Source organism: Mycobacterium sp. DL (assembly GCF_039729195.1).
In the GTDB taxonomy this organism is placed as follows: domain Bacteria; phylum Actinomycetota; class Actinomycetes; order Mycobacteriales; family Mycobacteriaceae; genus Mycobacterium; species Mycobacterium hippocampi_A.
Map to the genome: position 1 here is coordinate 2,148,449 of NZ_CP155796.1, position 16,098 is coordinate 2,164,546.

Sequence of the window (16,098 nt, forward strand, 5' to 3'; positions counted from 1 at the left end):
ACGAACAAACTACTTCGGGGTGGTGCGCAGATCCTTTCGCAGGATCTTGCCCGACGCTGATTTGGGGACCGCGTCGATGAACTCGACCTGTCGGACCTTCTTGTAAGGGGCGACCTGGCTCGCGACGAACTCCATCACCTCGGTCTCGGTGAGCGCTGAGTCGGCTTTGACGACAAAGGCCTTGGGGACTTCCTCGCCCTCGTCGTCCTGCACGCCGATCACCGCGGCATCGGAGATCTGCGGATGCGCCAGCAATACCGCCTCCAACTCGGCGGGCGGCACCTGGTAGCCCTTGTACTTGATCAGCTCCTTGAGTCGGTCGACGATGTACACACAACCCGCGGCGTCGACCTGGGCGAGGTCGCCGGTGTGCAGCCAGCCGTCGTCGTCGATCGTTCCCCGGGTGGCTTCGTCGTTGTTGAGATACCCGGCCATCACGTTGGGCCCCTTGAACCACAGTTCACCGGTTCCGCTCAAACCCTCTGCCGGCAGCCCGATCTCGTCTCCGGTCTCGGGGTCGACGATCTTCGACGCGGCGTTGGACACCGTCCAGCCGACAGAACTGAGCGGCGCGTCCGCGCTCATGTTGTGCCTGCCTCCGTCGAACGGGGTGATGTGGCTGACCGGACTCAGCTCACTCATGCCGTAGCCCTGCACGACCGTGCACCCGAGGCGTTCGGCGACCGCACGGCCCAGATCGGCGTCCAGGGGGGCGGCACCTGACATGACGACGTTGAGCGATGACAGGTCATGGGAGTCCACCAGCGGATGTTTGGCCAGCGCGACCGCCACCGGCGGCGCGATGAACGCGATGGTGCACTTGTGTTCAGCGATGTTGCCGAGGAAATCGCCGAGATCGAAGCTCGGCATGATGACCAACCGGGCGCGGGCATGAAGAGCCGCGTTGAGCAGCACCGTCATGCCGTAGATGTGGAAGAACGGCAGAACCGCCAAAACGACGTCGTCGGAGACCATCCCGTGCAGTGGTCGGATCTGGGCGACGTTGGCGACCAGGTTGCGGTGGGTGAGCATGACGCCCTTGGGATTGCCTGTCGTCCCGGAGCTGTACGGCAACACCGCAAGATGGGAGGACGGCGCGAAGTCGACGTGAGGGGCCGGTGTTCCGGCCGCGAGCAGGTCGGCGGCGTTGGGAAATCCGTCGGTGGCCCGGCCCGGCCCGTCGAGCACCACGAGGTTCTCGTCCGCGAGGCCGATGAGTGCCGCCGCCTCCTTTGCCTGGGGGAGCAGAGGGGTGACGGTGATGAGCATCTTGGCGGTGGAGTCGGTCAGCTGCTTGGCGATGTCCTTGGCGGTGAACAGCGCGTTGATCGTGGTGGCCGTCGCACCCGCACGCAGGATCCCGTGGAATGCGACAGCGAAGGCCGAACTGTTGGGCGCGAGCAGTCCGACGACGTCGCCGACACCGATGCCGCGGTCGGCGAGGGCACCGGCGAATGTGTCGATTCGGGCGACCATCTCGCGATACGTGGTCTGCCTGCCGGACTTTGCGTCGATCAGGGCGATGCGGTCGACATCGGCGTCATCCAGTCCGGCGAACAGATATTCGTAGACGCTGGCGGTGGGGATGTCGACTTCGGGGAAGGGGCTCGCGAAGCTCATGGTCCCGATCGAACCATGCCCGACCCCCGAGGGGTCAACGTTCGTCGAGCTGTCTGATCAATTTCTTCGGAGCGACCAACCGGAACGACGAATCCGCCAGCTCGGCCACCTCGTCCCAGTCCACCTTCTTCGCTGTGAAGTCCAGGCCCAACCAACCGAAGGGTCCCATGTAGGCGGGAAAGAAGAACCGGGTGTCCTGTTCGAGCGCTCTGCGGTCGCTGTCGTCGACCTTGATCAGCATCGAGTGCGGGTACTGCACGTACTCGCCCTTGGTGCTGCCTTTGACGCTTCCGCCGTACATGACGAACATCTTGGGCGCGCAGAACACCGGCCGGCCCCACGAGATCTTCTCGTACGCCCCCGGGAATCCGAGCGCGATCCCGCGGACCTCGGCCAATCCCATGTCGTCGTCCCGAAACACGATCGGATGCGGCATGGCGCCAGCCTATCCGGCGGATCGGGTGCGGAACGCGACGCAGCAGCTGCGTGAGCGCGCCGGATCCGCTGTCGGAGCGCTCCGATAGCCTGCCAGAGTGAGTGCCGAGGCGACCCCCGATCCCGAGGCGGTGCTGGCCGAGCAGGCCGATGACGCGCCTGAGGCAGGCGCTCGTCGCCGCTGGCAGGAACTCGCCGAAGAGGTGCGTGGGCATCAGTTCCGCTACTACGTCCGCGACGCCCCGGTGGTCTCCGATGCCGAGTTCGACGGGCTGCTGCGCGAGCTGCAGGCGCTCGAAGGCGAGCATCCCGAACTCCGCACCCCCGACTCGCCCACGCAGCTCGTCGGCGGCGCCGGATTCGCCACCGAGTTCACCTCCGCCGATCACCTCGAGCGGATGCTGAGCCTGGACAACGTGTTCACTCCCGACGAGCTCGCAGCGTGGACGGCCAGGATCAAGGACGAGATCGGTCCCGACGCGCACTACCTGTGCGAATTGAAGATCGACGGGGTGGCGCTGGCGCTGGTCTACCGCGACGGACGGCTGGTACGGGGGGCGACCCGGGGCGACGGGCGCACCGGCGAGGACGTGACCCTGAACGCGCGCACCATCGAGGATGTGCCCGAGAAGCTCACCGGGACAGAGGAATTCCCGCTGCCGTCGGTCCTCGAGGTGCGTGGCGAGGTGTTCTTCCGGGTCGCCGACTTCGAGGACCTCAACGCCGGCCTGGTGGCCGAGGGCAAACCCCCGTTCGCCAACCCCCGCAACAGCGCCGCGGGGTCGCTGCGTCAGAAGAACCCCGCGGTGACCGCTCGGCGCAGGCTGCGGATGATCTGCCACGGCCTCGGCCACATAGAAGGTCCTGCCGGTTCCTCGTTCAAGACACTGCACGACGCCTACCGCGCGCTCAAAGCGTGGGGGCTGCCGGTGTCCGACCACACCGCCCAGGTCAGGGGACTCGACGCGGTCACCGAACGCATCGCCTACTGGGGCGAGCACCGCCACGACGTGGAGCACGAGATCGACGGACTCGTGGTGAAGGTCGACGAGGTCGCGCTGCAGCGGCGCCTCGGCGCGACGTCACGCGCACCCCGCTGGGCGGTGGCGTACAAGTATCCGCCCGAGGAAGCCACCACGACGTTGCTCGACATCCGGGTCAACGTCGGACGCACCGGACGGGTGACACCGTTCGCCTACATGGAGCCGGTCAAGGTGGCGGGCTCGACCGTCGGGCTCGCGACTCTGCACAACGCGTCGGAGGTCAAGCGCAAGGGTGTGCTGATCGGTGACACCGTGGTGATCCGCAAGGCCGGTGACGTCATCCCCGAGGTGCTCGGACCGGTGGTGGATCTGCGGGACGGTTCCGAACGGCAGTTCGTGATGCCCACCCACTGTCCGGAATGCGGAACCGAACTCGCCCCCGCGAAGGAGGGGGATGCCGACATCCGCTGCCCGAACTCGCGCTCCTGTCCGGCGCAGTTGCGGGAGCGGGTGTTTCACGTCGCCGGACGCGGCGCATTCGACATCGAGGGTCTCGGTTACGAGGCCGCGACAGCGCTGTTGCAGGCGGAGGTGATCACCGACGAAGGTGACCTGTTCGGCCTCACCGCCGATGACCTGATGCGGACCGAACTGTTCACCACCAAGGCCGGCGAGGTGTCCGCCAACGGCAAGCGGCTGCTGGGCAACCTCGGCAAGGCCAAGTCCCAGCCGCTGTGGCGGGTGTTGGTGGCGCTGTCGATCCGCCACGTCGGGCCGACGGCGGCCCGGGCGTTGGCCACCGAATTCGGCAGCCTGGAGGCCATCACCGCTGCCTCCGAGGAGCAACTCGCCGCGACCGAAGGGGTGGGTCCGACGATCGCCGCTGCGGTCGTCGACTGGTTCACCGTCGACTGGCACCGTGCGATCGTCGACAAGTGGCGCGACGCAGGCGTGCGGATGGCCGACGAGCGCGACGCCAGCATCGAACGCACGCTGGAGGGGCTCTCGATCGTCGTCACCGGATCGCTGCCCGGCTTCTCCCGCGACGAGGCGAAGGAGGCCATCATCGCCCGCGGCGGCAAGGCGGCCAGTTCGGTGTCGAAGAAGACGGCCTACGTGGTCGCCGGTGACGCGCCAGGATCCAAGTACGACAAGGCAATCGAGCTCGGGGTGCCCGTCATCGACGAAGACGGCTTCCGCGAACTGCTGGAGAACGGTCCGGGCGACCCGGCTCAGTAGGTCTCAGCGCAGGATCGTCGCGATGATCCCGGCCAGGTAGCCCAGCCGGGCCACCTCGCTGGGCCGGAACACCGGTCCGCCGGGACGGCCCAGCACCACTGCGGTGCTCGCATCACCGAGCGGCGCGGCGGCCAGCGTGGTGTCCATGTCCCGCCACACCTGCGGTATCCAGTCGGCTGATTCATCGAGTGCGACGGCGTCATGGATCGGCAGCCACGGCGTTTCGGAGGCCTGAGTCTCCGGGGCCCCGGAGCTGCCCACGAGTCGCCGCGGGCCGGAATCGTCGAGTCGGGTCACCGTGCACCAGCCGACGCGCAGCACCTTCGGGGCTTCGTCGACGAGCACCTGCAGCCGTTTGAGCGCACCGTCGGCTGCGGCGACGTGGTCGATCAACTCCAGTTCCCGATGCGCATCGAGCAGTCCGGTGTGTGGCCGGATGCTGTCCACGTACACGCCGTTGAGCTTCTCGGCGGCGGTGATGAGCATGTCGGGCATCGCGCCGGGGGGCAGATCGACCACCAGATCGTCGATCGCATAACCCGCTGCGCGTTCGACCACGTCCAGCGACAGGATGTCGGCGCCGACGGAGCCGAGTGCCACGGCCAGGGAGCCGAGGCTGCCCGGCCTGTCCTCTAGCTGGACCCGCAGCAGATACGAAGGCACGGGCAACACTGTTTCACGGGGACCCGTCGGCAGCGACTCGGGCGTCATCACCGGACCGTGGTTGAACTAGGCTTCGTGGTCGTGTCCCAGATCTCTCGAGACGAAGTAGCTCACCTGGCACGGCTGGCCCGGCTCGCTCTGACCGACGCCGAACTGGACAGCTTTGTCGGCCAGTTGGACGCCATCCTGGGCCATGTCAGTCAGATCCAGGCGGTCGACGTCACCGGCGTCGAGGCCACGGACAATCCGTTGAAGTCGGTCAACGTGTTCCGCCCCGACGTGGTCCGGCCGTCCCTGCCGCAGGAGCAGGCCCTCGCGGCGGCACCCAAGGCCGCCGACGACCGATTCGCCGTGCCCCGCATCCTGGGGGAAGCCGAATGAGCGCCGATGAGCCGCTTGCGCGAAGAGAAAAGGGCAATGAGCCGCGTGCGCGAAGAGCAGACAGCAGCGAGTTGACCAGGCTCGATGCGGCCACCCTCAGCACGAAGATCGCCGCCGGGGAAGTGTCCTCGACCGAGGTGACCCAGGCCTGCCTGGACCAGATCGCCGCCACCGACGGCGAATACCACGCCTTCCTGCACGTCGCGGCGGATCAGGCGCTCGAGGCCGCAGCCGCCGTCGACGCCGCCGTCGCCGCCGGTGAGCAGCTGCCCTCGCCGCTGGCGGGCGTGCCGTTGGCGCTCAAGGACGTGTTCACCACGACCGACATGCCCACGACGTGCGGATCGAAGATCCTCGAAGACTGGATGTCGCCCTACGACGCCACGGTGACCGCGCGGCTGCGCGGCGCCGGCATCCCGATCCTGGGCAAGACCAACATGGACGAGTTCGCCATGGGGTCGTCGACCGAGAACTCGGCCTACGGGCCCACCCGCAACCCCTGGAACCTCGACCGGGTCCCAGGTGGCTCGGGCGGCGGGAGCGCAGCCGCCCTGGCTGCCTTCCAGGCACCTCTGGCCATCGGATCCGACACCGGCGGGTCGATCCGACAGCCGGCCGCGCTGACCGCGACCGTCGGCGTGAAACCCACCTACGGCACGGTCTCCCGCTACGGGCTGATCGCCTGTGCCTCGTCGCTGGACCAGGGTGGGCCGTGTGCGCGGACGGTGCTGGACACCGCGCTGCTGCACGCCGTCATCGCGGGTCATGACCCGTGTGACTCGACGTCGGTGGACGCCGCGGTGCCCGACATCGTCGGTGCGGCCAGAGCCGGCGCTGCGGGCGACCTGACCGGTGTCCGGGTGGGGGTGATCAAGCAACTGCGCAGCGGAGAGGGCTACCAGCCGGGGGTGCTGGCCTCGTTCAACGCCGCGGTCGATCAGCTGACCGCTCTCGGTGCGCAGGTCAGCGAGGTGGACTGCCCGCACATCGACTACTCGCTGCCCGCCTACTACCTGATCCTGCCCTCAGAGGTGTCGTCGAACCTGGCGAAGTTCGACGGGATGCGGTACGGCCTTCGCGTCGGGGACGACGGCACTCACAGCGCCGAAGAGGTGATGGCGCTGACCCGCGCCGCCGGTTTCGGCTCCGAGGTCAAGCGCCGGATCATGATCGGCGCGTACGCGTTGTCCGCCGGATATTACGACGCCTACTACAACCAGGCCCAGAAGGTCCGCACCCTGATCGCGCGCGATCTCGATGAGGCGTACCGCAGCGTCGACGTGCTGGTGTCGCCGACCACGCCGACCACAGCGTTCCGGCTCGGCGAGAAGGTCGACGATCCACTGTCGATGTACCTGTTCGACCTGTGTACGTTGCCGCTCAACCTCGCCGGCCACTGCGGGATGTCGGTGCCGTCGGGACTGTCGGCGGACGACGGCCTGCCCGTCGGACTGCAGATCATGGCGCCTGCGCTCGCCGATCACCGGCTCTACCGGATCGGTGCGGCCTATGAGGTTGCCCGCGGTCCACTGCCAACTGCGCTCTGACGGGGGAGGATGGGGCCATGCGTATCGGAGTGCTGACCGGCGGCGGCGACTGTCCCGGCCTCAACGCGGTGATCAGGGCGGTGGTCCGCACCTGTGACGTGCGCTACGGCTCGTCGGTGGTGGGCTTCCAGGACGGCTGGCGCGGACTCCTCGAGGACCGCCGCATCCAGCTCAGGAACGACGACCGCAACGACCGGTTGTTGGCCAAGGGCGGAACGATGCTGGGCACCGCGCGCACCAACCCGGACAAGCTGCGCGCCGGTCTGGATCACATCAAGCAGACGCTGGAGGACAACGGGATCGATGTGCTGATCCCGATCGGCGGCGAGGGCACGCTGACCGCGGCGCACTGGCTGTCCGAGGAGAACGTCCCCGTGGTGGGCGTTCCCAAGACGATCGACAACGACATCGACTGCACCGACGTGACTTTCGGCCATGACACCGCGCTGCACGTTGCCACCGACGCCATCGACCGCCTGCACAGCACCGCCGAATCGCATCAGCGGGTGATGCTCGTCGAGGTGATGGGTCGCCACGCCGGCTGGATCGCACTGAACGCCGGGTTGGCCTCCGGCGCCCACATGACACTGATCCCGGAACAGCCGTTCGACGTCGAAGAAGTGTGCCGGCTGGTCAAGCAGCGGTTCGTGCGGGGTGATTCGCATTTCATCTGCGTGGTGGCCGAAGGCGCAAAACCCGCCGAGGGCTCGATGCAGCTGGCCAAGGGCGGCACCGACGAGTTCGGTCACGAACGGTTCACCGGCGTCGCGCAGCAACTCGCCGTCGAGGTCGAGAAGCGGATCAACAAGGAAGTGCGCGTGACGGTGCTCGGCCATGTGCAACGCGGCGGCACGCCGACACCCTACGACCGTGTGCTGGCCACCCGTTTCGGCGTGAACGCCGCCGACGCCGCCCATGCCGGCGAATACGGGATGATGGTGTCGTTGCGCGGCCAGGACATCGGCCGGGTCCCGCTGGCCGACGCCGTGAAACAGCTCAAGCTGGTGCCGCAGAGCCGCTACGACGACGCCGCCGAGTTCTTCGGCTGAGGCTCTGTGCCGTGCGGGTTCGCGTGTGCCCGGGGTGAAAACGTGACCCACTAGGATCAACCGCATGTCTGTGGACACCGCCGAACTGCTGGATTACGACGAGGTCATCGCCAAATACGAGCCGGTGCTGGGCCTGGAGGTGCACGTCGAGCTGTCGACGAAGACCAAGATGTTCTGCGGCTGCGCCAACAGCTTCGGCAGCGACCCCAACACCCAGGTGTGCGCGGTGTGTCTCGGACTGCCCGGCTCGCTGCCGGTGCTCAACCAGGTCGCCGTCGAATCCGCCATCCGCATCGGCCTCGCGCTGAACTGCGACATCGCCCCGTGGGGCCGGTTCGCCCGCAAGAACTACTTCTATCCGGACCAGCCGAAGAACTACCAGATCAGCCAGTACGACGAGCCCATCGCCATCAACGGTCACCTCGAGGTCCCGCTCGACGACGGCACCACGTGGCGGATCGAGATCGAGCGCGCCCACATGGAGGAGGACACCGGAAAGCTGACCCATCTGGGTAGTGACACCGGCCGGATCGAAGGGGCCACCACCTCGCTGCTGGATTACAACCGCGCGGGGGTGCCGCTGATCGAGATCGTCACCAAACCGGTGGAGGGCGCCGGCGAGCGGGCTCCCGAAATCGCCCGCGCCTATGTGACCGCGCTGCGAGATCTGCTGCGCGGCTTGGATGTTTCCGATGTGCGGATGGATCAGGGTTCGATGCGCTGCGACTCGAACGTGTCACTGAAACCGATCGGTCAAGCCGAGTTCGGTACCCGCACCGAGACGAAGAACGTCAACTCGCTCAAGAGCGTCGAGGTGGCGGTCCGCTACGAGATGCGCAGGCAGGCAGCAGTTCTGGAGTCCGGCGGGACGATCGTGCAGGAGACCCGGCACTTCCACGAGGACGGCTACACCTCGCCCGGCCGCAGCAAGGAGACCGCGCAGGACTATCGGTACTTCCCCGAGCCGGACCTCGAACCGGTCGCTCCCGGTGCCGAGTACGTCGAGCAGCTGCGGCAGACGATTCCCGAGCTCCCGTGGTTGTCGCGCAAGCGAATTCAGCAGGAGTGGGGGATCTCAGACGAGGTGTTGCGCGATCTCGTCAACATCGGCGCCATCGACCTGATCACCGAGACCGTGAAGCACGGTGCGTCCAGCGACTCCGCAAAAGCGTGGTGGGGAAACTTCCTGGTGCAGAAGGCCAACGAACTCGGCGTGGCGCTGCCGGACCTGGCGATCACCCCCGCCCAGGTCGCCGCGGTGGTCGAGCTCGTCGACGACGGCAAGCTGTCGAACAAGCTCGCGCGTCAGGTCGTCGAGGGCGTGCTGGCCGGTGAGGGCGATCCCGAGCAGGTGATGACCGACCGCGGGTTGGCCGTCGTGCGTGACGACTCGTTGATCCAGGCCGCCGTCGACGAAGCGCTGGCCGCCAACCCCGACGTCGCCGAGAAGATCCGCGGCGGCAAGGTGCAGGCCGCCGGGGCGATCGTCGGTGCGGTGATGAAGGCCACCAAGGGCCAGGCCGACGCCGCGCGGGTACGCGAGCTGGTCATGGCCGCTTGTAGCTAGCCGATGAAGTCACCCCAGGACCTGGTGCTGCGCATCTTGGTGCATCCGCTGCGGCTGCTGTCGCTGCGGTCGATCGTCATCCTGTCCCAGCTCGGTGTGATCATCCTGGTGCTGACCCTCGGCGTGTGGGTGTGGGTCGGCGTAACCGACGACCAGTACGACCAACTCGACCGGCGACTGGATTCACTGTCGAGCTTCGGTGACGTCAACACCCTGCTGCGCAGCGCGCAGGACGGCATCGGTCCCGAGCCCACCGAGGGCGGCCTGGTGCGCACCGCCCGCATCGGCGACGCGACGGTCTCGATTCCGGCCGACATCGTGTTGCCGGAGATGCCCAGCGGATACGCCGACGCCACGATCGACGGCGTCGAGTACCGGATCCGCACGATCACCACCGGCACCGCATCGATCGCGCTGGGCGCGCCGCTGGCCGACACCCAGGCCCGCATCGACTCACTGCACTGGCGGGTGTTCTGGATCTGCTTCGGGGTGATCCTGGGGACACTGCTCGTCGGGTGGGTGATCGCGCTGATCATGGTCAACCCGTTCCGGCTGCTCGCGCAACAGGCGCGCGCCATCAACGCCCAGTCCAATCCCGACGAGGTGCAGGTGCGCGGGGTGTGGGAGGCGGTCGAGATCTCCGAAGCCGTGGAGGGAATGCTCGCCCGGATCGGCGACGAGCAGCAGCGCACCCGGGCGGCACTGGAGTCGGCGCGCGACTTCGCCGCCGTGGCCTCCCATGAGTTGCGCACGCCGCTGACAGCGATGCGCACCAACCTCGAGGTGCTGCTGACCCTCGACATGGGCGTCGAGCAGCGCAAGGAGGTGATCAGCGACGTGATGCGTACCCAGACCCGGATCGAAGCGACGCTGACGGCCCTGGAGCGGCTCGCGCAGGGGGAGTTGACCACGGTCGACGACTTCGTTCCCGTCGACGTCGCCGAACTGCTCGATCGCGCAGCCCACGACGCGATGCACAACTATCCGGGCCTCGATGTGTCGCTGGCGTCGTCGACGACCGTGTTGATGCTCGGGATGCCCGCGGGCCTTCGACTCGTCATCGACAACGCCATCGCCAACGCCGTCAAACACGGTGCCGCCACGCAGGTTCGGCTCAGTGTCGTCAGTTCCTCAGCCGGGGTGGAGATCGCCGTCGACGACAACGGTTCGGGTGTGCCGGAGGAGGAACGGGCCGAGGTGTTCGAGCGCTTCCATCGGGGCACCACAGCGTCGAGGTCGGGCTCAGGTCTGGGTTTGGCGCTCGTCGCTCAGCAGGCGGAGATCCACGGTGGCACCGCCGCCCTGGAGGTCAGCCCGATGGGCGGGACGAGGCTGATACTGCGCCTGCAGGGTTCGGGCCCGCAGTAGGCGAGGCGGCTCAGGTCTTCTCCTCGTTGGTCCGCGGGAAGCCGCCACCCTGCGGGAACAGCGGGAACACCACGTCGTCGAGCCTCTCGGCATCACCGTTGGTCTTGTTGACCGTGGCGCCCCAGACGTTGCCGTCGGAGGAGACCTGCAGTGCCCAGGCGTGTCCGTGCTGATCCTGGCGGACCACTTCCGGGTCGCCGGTCACCGCACCGGTCTCCGGGGCCATCTGCACAGCGACCGTCTGCTTGGTGTCGACGAGGTTGACCAGCACGGTGCCGTCGAGCGCGGCGCAGCCTGCCACGCCGGGGCGATCGGGCCAGGTCCACACCGTGGACACCGTCGAGTCCTTGCTCATGCGCTGCAACCGGTCGGCGGTCTCGGTCCGGTCGGTGACATACAGAGCGCCGTCGGCCGGGTCGATGCACATGCCGCCGCCGGGGCCGAGACCCGACATCGCGGTGGTGGTGGGGGCCTGGTCGACCGTGGTCGGCTGTTCGATGCGCAGCAGCTTGCCGGCCATCGAACCGGGATCCGACGCCTGGGCCGGGTCGCCCGCATCACCGGTCTGAACCATCAACGTCGTGGGACTGGTGAAGGCCAGTGCGCCCATGTTGCCGGTGGCCCCCTTGGGAATGCCGGTCAGGATCGGCTTGGGGACATCCCCGTCGGCGATCCGGACGACCCTGTTGTCGGTCGGGGTGCTGATGTAGGCGTACATCAACCGGTCCTGGGAGTAGGTCGGCGACAGGATGATGTCCATCAGGCCGCCGTCGCCGCTGGGGTCGACGGGGATCACCGTCTTGACGAAGGGTTCCGCTCGGACTGCCACCTGCTTGACCGCTCCCGTGGTGCGTTCGCCGACGAGCGCGGACTGACTGTCGGGCAGCATGATCAACCCGCTGGTGCTCTCCAGGCAGCCCTGCATGACACCCGGCGCCGGGCATTCCTTCGGGAACGGTGTGGCGGGAAGCGGCGGCGGCGGTGGGGGGGTGGACGTCGGGCCCGGGGCGAGTTCGGGTTCGGTGGTGTACGGCTGGGACTGCGCCGAGTCGAACCGGGCGCAGCCTGCACCGGCGAACAGCGCCGCGCACAGCAACACGACAACTGCACCCGACGACCGGCGCTGACTCATGCACGCCAGGTTACGGATTGTCGGGCGGTACGCGCCACGCGCTCCGCCCGACACCGCCCGGCGCAGCACAAACAGTGTCGATAAACAGCGGTCAACGCGCCGCGCCAATTCCCGACTCGGCGGTGACTAGCACTTACCCTGGCAGCTGTGACAAGTCCCCAAGACCCACGCCCCTGGCAGCGGCCCGACGAATCGGGCGGTCGGCCTGCGTCGGCGAGCCTGGTGGATCCCGAGGACGATCTCCCTTCCGCGAACTACGGCGGTGACTTCGAAACCACCGCGATCCCGCGCTACGACGCCGCCAAGCCGGCGAACGAACACCCCTTCGGCCTGATGAACGATCCCGAACCGCTGCCGTACGTACAGCCCAGCGGTGGCCTGGCCGCCGGCGCATATGGCGCCGCGGCCCCCGCCGAGGTCGTCAGTGACCCCGATCGCCGCGATGCGGACCGCAGAGGCACCCAGGACCTGGGCCTGCTGTTGTTGCGGATCGCGGTCGGTGCCCTGTTCATCGGCCACGGCCTGCAGAAGGTGTTCGGCTGGTGGGGCGGTCCCGGTCTCGGTGGCTTCCGGGATTCGCTGACCGAATGGGGCTTCCAGTACGCCGACATCCTGACCTACGTGGCCGCCGGCGGCCAGATCGCCGCCGGTGTGCTGCTCGTCCTCGGGCTGTTCACCCCGATCGCGGCCGCGGGAGCGCTGGCCTACCTGGTCACCGCCTTCCTCGCCGAGGTGTCGATCGCCCACGACGAGGCCAGGCTCTCGGCCTTCCTCACCGACGGCCACGAATACCTGGTGATCCTGGTGTGCGTGGTCGCGGCGATGATCCTGATCGGCCCCGGTAGGTACGGTCTGGACGCGGGCCGGGGCTGGGCCCGTCGCCCCTTCATCGGGTCGTTCGCCGCACTGATCCTGGGTGTGGGTGCGGGCGTGGCGATCTGGGTGCTGCTCAACGGCGCCAATCCCTTGGCGTGACGCGCGAGCCAATCCCTTGGCGTGACGCGCGAGCGTTGAGCCTGCGTTGAGGGCGACGAAGTGTGAGAGACGTGCGCCATGGTCGCAGTCTCAGCGGAGCTGGCCGGACTGTCAGTCGTAGGGATTGGGCACGCGTCCGCCGCTGGCCACCGTCAGCTGCGGCAGCGTGGCGAACGTGACTGCCGGCAGTGGCAATTCACTCCCGTCGCGGCGGCGGGCCAGCGCCCATGCCCGCCGGCCGAACCGCAGCCCGTCGATCTCGTCCCAGCGGACCGTCTCGCTGCTCAGCAACCGTCGCGCGGTGACCCCGTCACCGTCTGCGGTGGTCCGGTACCGGCTGATCACCAGCGACAGCATCACCGGGATGACAAACAGCAGCACCGACCACCCGCCCACGGCCAGCACCACCGACAGCAGTGCGAACGAGAACAGCGCGACGGCGAGGTGCGCCATGGGTGAGATCCTGATGACCACCGGGGCCGACGTCGAAGGGGAACCCATGCCGCCATCATTCCATCGACAGGGCATTTGACGTTTGGCCAGTTCGGCGGCTACCGTCGACTGCTATGCAGACCATGCTCGTAGTAATTGGGTTGCGCGTTGATGCCGCGCTGGCCCCGATTCGGGCATAGCAAAACAGCATCGACGCGCAACCCTCGTACAGCCCGCTGGGCTGACGGGGGTTTTTTGTTGCCCCAGCACCGATTTTGAGAAGATCGCACCGACCGAGAAAGACCAGAGGACACCGTGAGCGCACCCACCACGCGACCACCCGAGCAGTCGGCGACCCCGACGAACGGGACAGCGGCTGCCGCGAAGCACAACTCCGCGACAGCCCCGGCGCAAGCCATACGTCAACCGAATAACGTTGCCCCGCATCAACTCACCGGGGCCCAGGCCGTCATCCGGGCGCTCGAGGAGCTCGACGTCGATACGATCTTCGGTATCCCCGGCGGCGCGGTTCTGCCGGTGTACGACCCGCTGTTCGACTCGCAGAAGCTGCGGCACGTCCTGGTCCGCCACGAGCAGGGTGCGGGCCACGCCGCCAGCGGTTACGCCCACGCCACCGGCAAGGTCGGCGTCATGATGGCGACGTCCGGTCCCGGCGCGACCAACCTGGTGACGCCGCTGGCAGACGCCCAGATGGACTCGATCCCGGTGGTGGCGATCACCGGACAGGTCGGACGAGGGCTGATCGGCACGGACGCGTTCCAGGAAGCCGACATCTCCGGCATCACCATGCCGATCACCAAGCACAACTTCCTGGTGCGCAACGGTGACGACATCGCGCGCGCGCTGGCAGAGGCGTTCCACATCGCCTCGACCGGGCGCCCGGGCGCGGTGCTCGTCGACATCCCGAAGGACATCCTGCAGGGCGAGTGCACGTTCAGCTGGCCCCCGCAGATGGACCTGCCGGGCTACAAGCCGAACACCAAGCCGCACAACCGGCAGATCCGCGAGGCCGCCAAGCTGATCGCCGCCGCCCGCAAGCCGGTGCTCTACGTCGGCGGCGGGGTCATCCGCGGTGAAGCCACCGCGGAACTTTCGGCGCTGGCCGAGTTGACCGGAATCCCGGTGGTCACCACGCTGATGGCGCGCGGTGCGTTCCCGGACAGCCACCGGCAGAACCTCGGTATGCCCGGCATGCACGGCACCGTCTCCGCGGTGGCCGCGCTGCAGCGCAGCGACCTGCTCATCGCGCTGGGGACACGCTTCGACGACCGGGTGACCGGCAAGTTGGAGTCCTTCGCCCCCGAGGCCAAGGTCATCCACGCCGACATCGACCCCGCCGAGATCGGCAAGAACAGGCACGCCGACGTGCCGATCGTCGGTGACGTCAAGGCGGTCATCACCGACCTGCTCGACGTGCTGCGCCGTGACGGCGCCTCCGACGTCATCGAGATCGACGACTGGTGGACCTACCTGCAGAACGTGCAGGACACTTATCCGCTGAGCTACGGGCCGCAGAGCGACGGCAGCCTGTCACCCGAGTACGTCATCGAAAGTCTGGGAAAGATCGCCGGACCCGACGCCATCTACGTGGCCGGTGTCGGGCAGCACCAGATGTGGGCCGCACAGTTCATCTCGTACGAGAAGCCCAAGACGTGGCTGAACTCGGGTGGGCTGGGCACGATGGGCTACGCGGTGCCCGCGGCGATGGGCGCCAAGATGGGTTGCCCGGACACCGAGGTGTGGGCCATCGACGGGGACGGGTGCTTCCAGATGACCAACCAGGAGCTGGCCACCTGCGCGATCGAGGGCATCCCCATCAAGGTGGCGGTGATCAACAACGGCAACCTCGGCATGGTGCGGCAGTGGCAGACGCTGTTCTACGAAGAGCGGTACAGCCAGACTGATCTGTCCACCCATTCGCGGCGGATCCCGGACTTCGTCAAGCTGGCCGAGGCGCTCGGCTGCGTCGGATTGCGTTGTGAGCGCGAAGAAGACGTCGCGGACGTCATCGCGCAAGCCCGGGCGATCAACGATCGGCCGGTCGTCATCGACTTCACCGTCGGCGCCGACGCCCAGGTGTGGCCGATGGTGGCCGCAGGCACCAGCAACGACGAGATCCAGGCGGCGCAGGGAATCCGGCCGTTGTTCGGCGATCCGGAAGAGGGACACGCATGAGCACCGCTGCTCCGCGCACACACACACTGTCGGTGCTCGTGGAGGACAAACCGGGCGTGCTCGCCCGCGTGGCGTCGCTGTTCTCCCGGCGCGGCTACAACATCCAGTCGCTGGCCGTCGGCGCCACCGAGCACAAGAATCTCTCCCGGATGACCATCGTGGTCGACGTCGAGGATTCACCGCTGGAGCAGATCACCAAGCAGCTCAACAAGCTGATCAACGTGATCAAGATCGTCGAGCAGGATGAGGAGACCACCGTCTCCCGCGAGCTCGCGCTGATCAAGGTCCGCACCGATGCGTCCACCCGTGGCCAGGTGATCGAAGCGGTCAACCTGTTCCGCGCCAAGGTCGTCGACGTCTCGAACGAGTCGCTGACCGTCGAGGCCACCGGAACGCCTGGAAAGATCGAAGCGCTGTTGCGGGTGCTCGAGCCCTACGGGGTTCGCGAGATCGTCCAGTCCGGTGTGGTGTCGCTGTCCCGCGGCCCCCGCGGTATCAGCACCAAGTAATG

Annotated in this window: 14 protein-coding genes; 9 read left to right on the forward strand and 5 right to left on the reverse strand. The window is 67.6% G+C overall.

Translation table 11 applies throughout. The features are described from left to right. Positions 1-9: 9 nt before the first annotated feature. Together ABDC78_RS10285 and ABDC78_RS10290 are read right to left on the reverse strand one after the other, a co-directional pair. Positions 10-1,620: a 4-coumarate--CoA ligase family protein gene (locus tag ABDC78_RS10285; protein ID WP_178362125.1), complete on the reverse strand. Its 1,611-nt coding sequence runs from the start codon at positions 1,618-1,620 to the stop codon at positions 10-12. Between the two features lie 34 nt (positions 1,621-1,654). Further along, entirely contained in the window at positions 1,655-2,056 is a 402-nt protein-coding gene (locus ABDC78_RS10290) for an MmcQ/YjbR family DNA-binding protein (protein ID WP_178362126.1), read from the reverse strand. A gap of 133 nt (positions 2,057-2,189) precedes the next feature. Here ABDC78_RS10290 and ligA point away from each other — a divergent pair, with 133 nt between their 5' ends. Continuing rightward, positions 2,190-4,277 carry an NAD-dependent DNA ligase LigA gene (ligA, locus tag ABDC78_RS10295; protein WP_218621544.1) on the forward strand — a complete coding sequence of 696 codons (2,088 nt, stop codon included), beginning with the start codon at positions 2,190-2,192 and terminating at the stop codon, positions 4,275-4,277. A gap of 3 nt (positions 4,278-4,280) precedes the next feature. On the opposite strand, the gene ABDC78_RS10300 is transcribed toward ligA, so the two are convergent. Continuing rightward, positions 4,281-4,940 carry an amino acid-binding protein gene (locus ABDC78_RS10300; RefSeq protein ID WP_347133490.1) on the reverse strand — a complete coding sequence of 220 codons (660 nt, stop codon included), beginning with the start codon at positions 4,938-4,940 and terminating at the stop codon, positions 4,281-4,283. Positions 4,941-5,021: 81 nt separating this feature from the next. Here ABDC78_RS10300 and gatC point away from each other — a divergent pair, with 81 nt between their 5' ends. From gatC to ABDC78_RS10325, 5 genes are all read left to right on the forward strand, one after another. Beyond that, positions 5,022-5,321 carry an Asp-tRNA(Asn)/Glu-tRNA(Gln) amidotransferase subunit GatC gene (gene gatC, locus ABDC78_RS10305; RefSeq protein ID WP_178362128.1) on the forward strand — a complete coding sequence of 100 codons (300 nt, stop codon included), beginning with the start codon at positions 5,022-5,024 and terminating at the stop codon, positions 5,319-5,321. Between the two features lie 71 nt (positions 5,322-5,392). Next, positions 5,393-6,868, forward strand: coding sequence for an Asp-tRNA(Asn)/Glu-tRNA(Gln) amidotransferase subunit GatA (gene gatA / locus ABDC78_RS10310; RefSeq protein WP_178362129.1), 1,476 nt, complete (start codon positions 5,393-5,395; stop codon positions 6,866-6,868). Between the two features lie 17 nt (positions 6,869-6,885). Continuing rightward, positions 6,886-7,917 carry an ATP-dependent 6-phosphofructokinase gene (locus ABDC78_RS10315; protein WP_178362130.1) on the forward strand — a complete coding sequence of 344 codons (1,032 nt, stop codon included), beginning with the start codon at positions 6,886-6,888 and terminating at the stop codon, positions 7,915-7,917. Between the two features lie 64 nt (positions 7,918-7,981). Further along, on the forward strand, positions 7,982-9,484 hold the full coding sequence (gene gatB, locus ABDC78_RS10320; RefSeq protein ID WP_178362131.1) for an Asp-tRNA(Asn)/Glu-tRNA(Gln) amidotransferase subunit GatB: 1,503 nt from the start codon (positions 7,982-7,984) through the stop codon (positions 9,482-9,484). 3 nt (positions 9,485-9,487) lie between these two features. Further along, on the forward strand, positions 9,488-10,852 hold the full coding sequence (locus tag ABDC78_RS10325; protein ID WP_178362132.1) for a HAMP domain-containing sensor histidine kinase: 1,365 nt from the start codon (positions 9,488-9,490) through the stop codon (positions 10,850-10,852). Positions 10,853-10,862: 10 nt separating this feature from the next. Here the strand turns inward: ABDC78_RS10325 and ABDC78_RS10330 are convergent, their stop codons facing one another. Further along, a complete protein-coding gene (locus ABDC78_RS10330) occupies positions 10,863-11,984 on the reverse strand; it encodes a PQQ-dependent sugar dehydrogenase (protein WP_178362133.1) in 1,122 nt (373 codons plus the stop codon). 147 nt (positions 11,985-12,131) lie between these two features. Between ABDC78_RS10330 and ABDC78_RS10335 the strand changes: the two genes are divergently transcribed. Continuing rightward, positions 12,132-12,959, forward strand: coding sequence for a DoxX family protein (locus tag ABDC78_RS10335; protein ID WP_178362134.1), 828 nt, complete (start codon positions 12,132-12,134; stop codon positions 12,957-12,959). Positions 12,960-13,070: 111 nt separating this feature from the next. Here ABDC78_RS10335 and ABDC78_RS10340 read toward each other — a convergent pair whose 3' ends face one another. After that, positions 13,071-13,460 carry a PH domain-containing protein gene (locus tag ABDC78_RS10340; protein ID WP_178362135.1) on the reverse strand — a complete coding sequence of 130 codons (390 nt, stop codon included), beginning with the start codon at positions 13,458-13,460 and terminating at the stop codon, positions 13,071-13,073. A gap of 348 nt (positions 13,461-13,808) precedes the next feature. On the opposite strand from ABDC78_RS10340, the gene ABDC78_RS10345 reads away from it, so the two are divergent. Beyond that, the gene (locus tag ABDC78_RS10345) at positions 13,809-15,587 is read left to right on the forward strand and encodes an acetolactate synthase large subunit (RefSeq protein ID WP_347133491.1); all 1,779 of its coding nucleotides are present in this window, start codon (positions 13,809-13,811) and stop codon (positions 15,585-15,587) included. Continuing rightward, positions 15,584-16,096 (forward strand): acetolactate synthase small subunit, encoded by a 513-nt coding sequence (ilvN, locus tag ABDC78_RS10350; RefSeq protein WP_178362137.1) that lies wholly within the window; start codon positions 15,584-15,586, stop codon positions 16,094-16,096. The genes ABDC78_RS10345 and ilvN overlap by 4 nt, the downstream gene beginning before the upstream one ends. Positions 16,097-16,098: the final 2 nt, after the last annotated feature.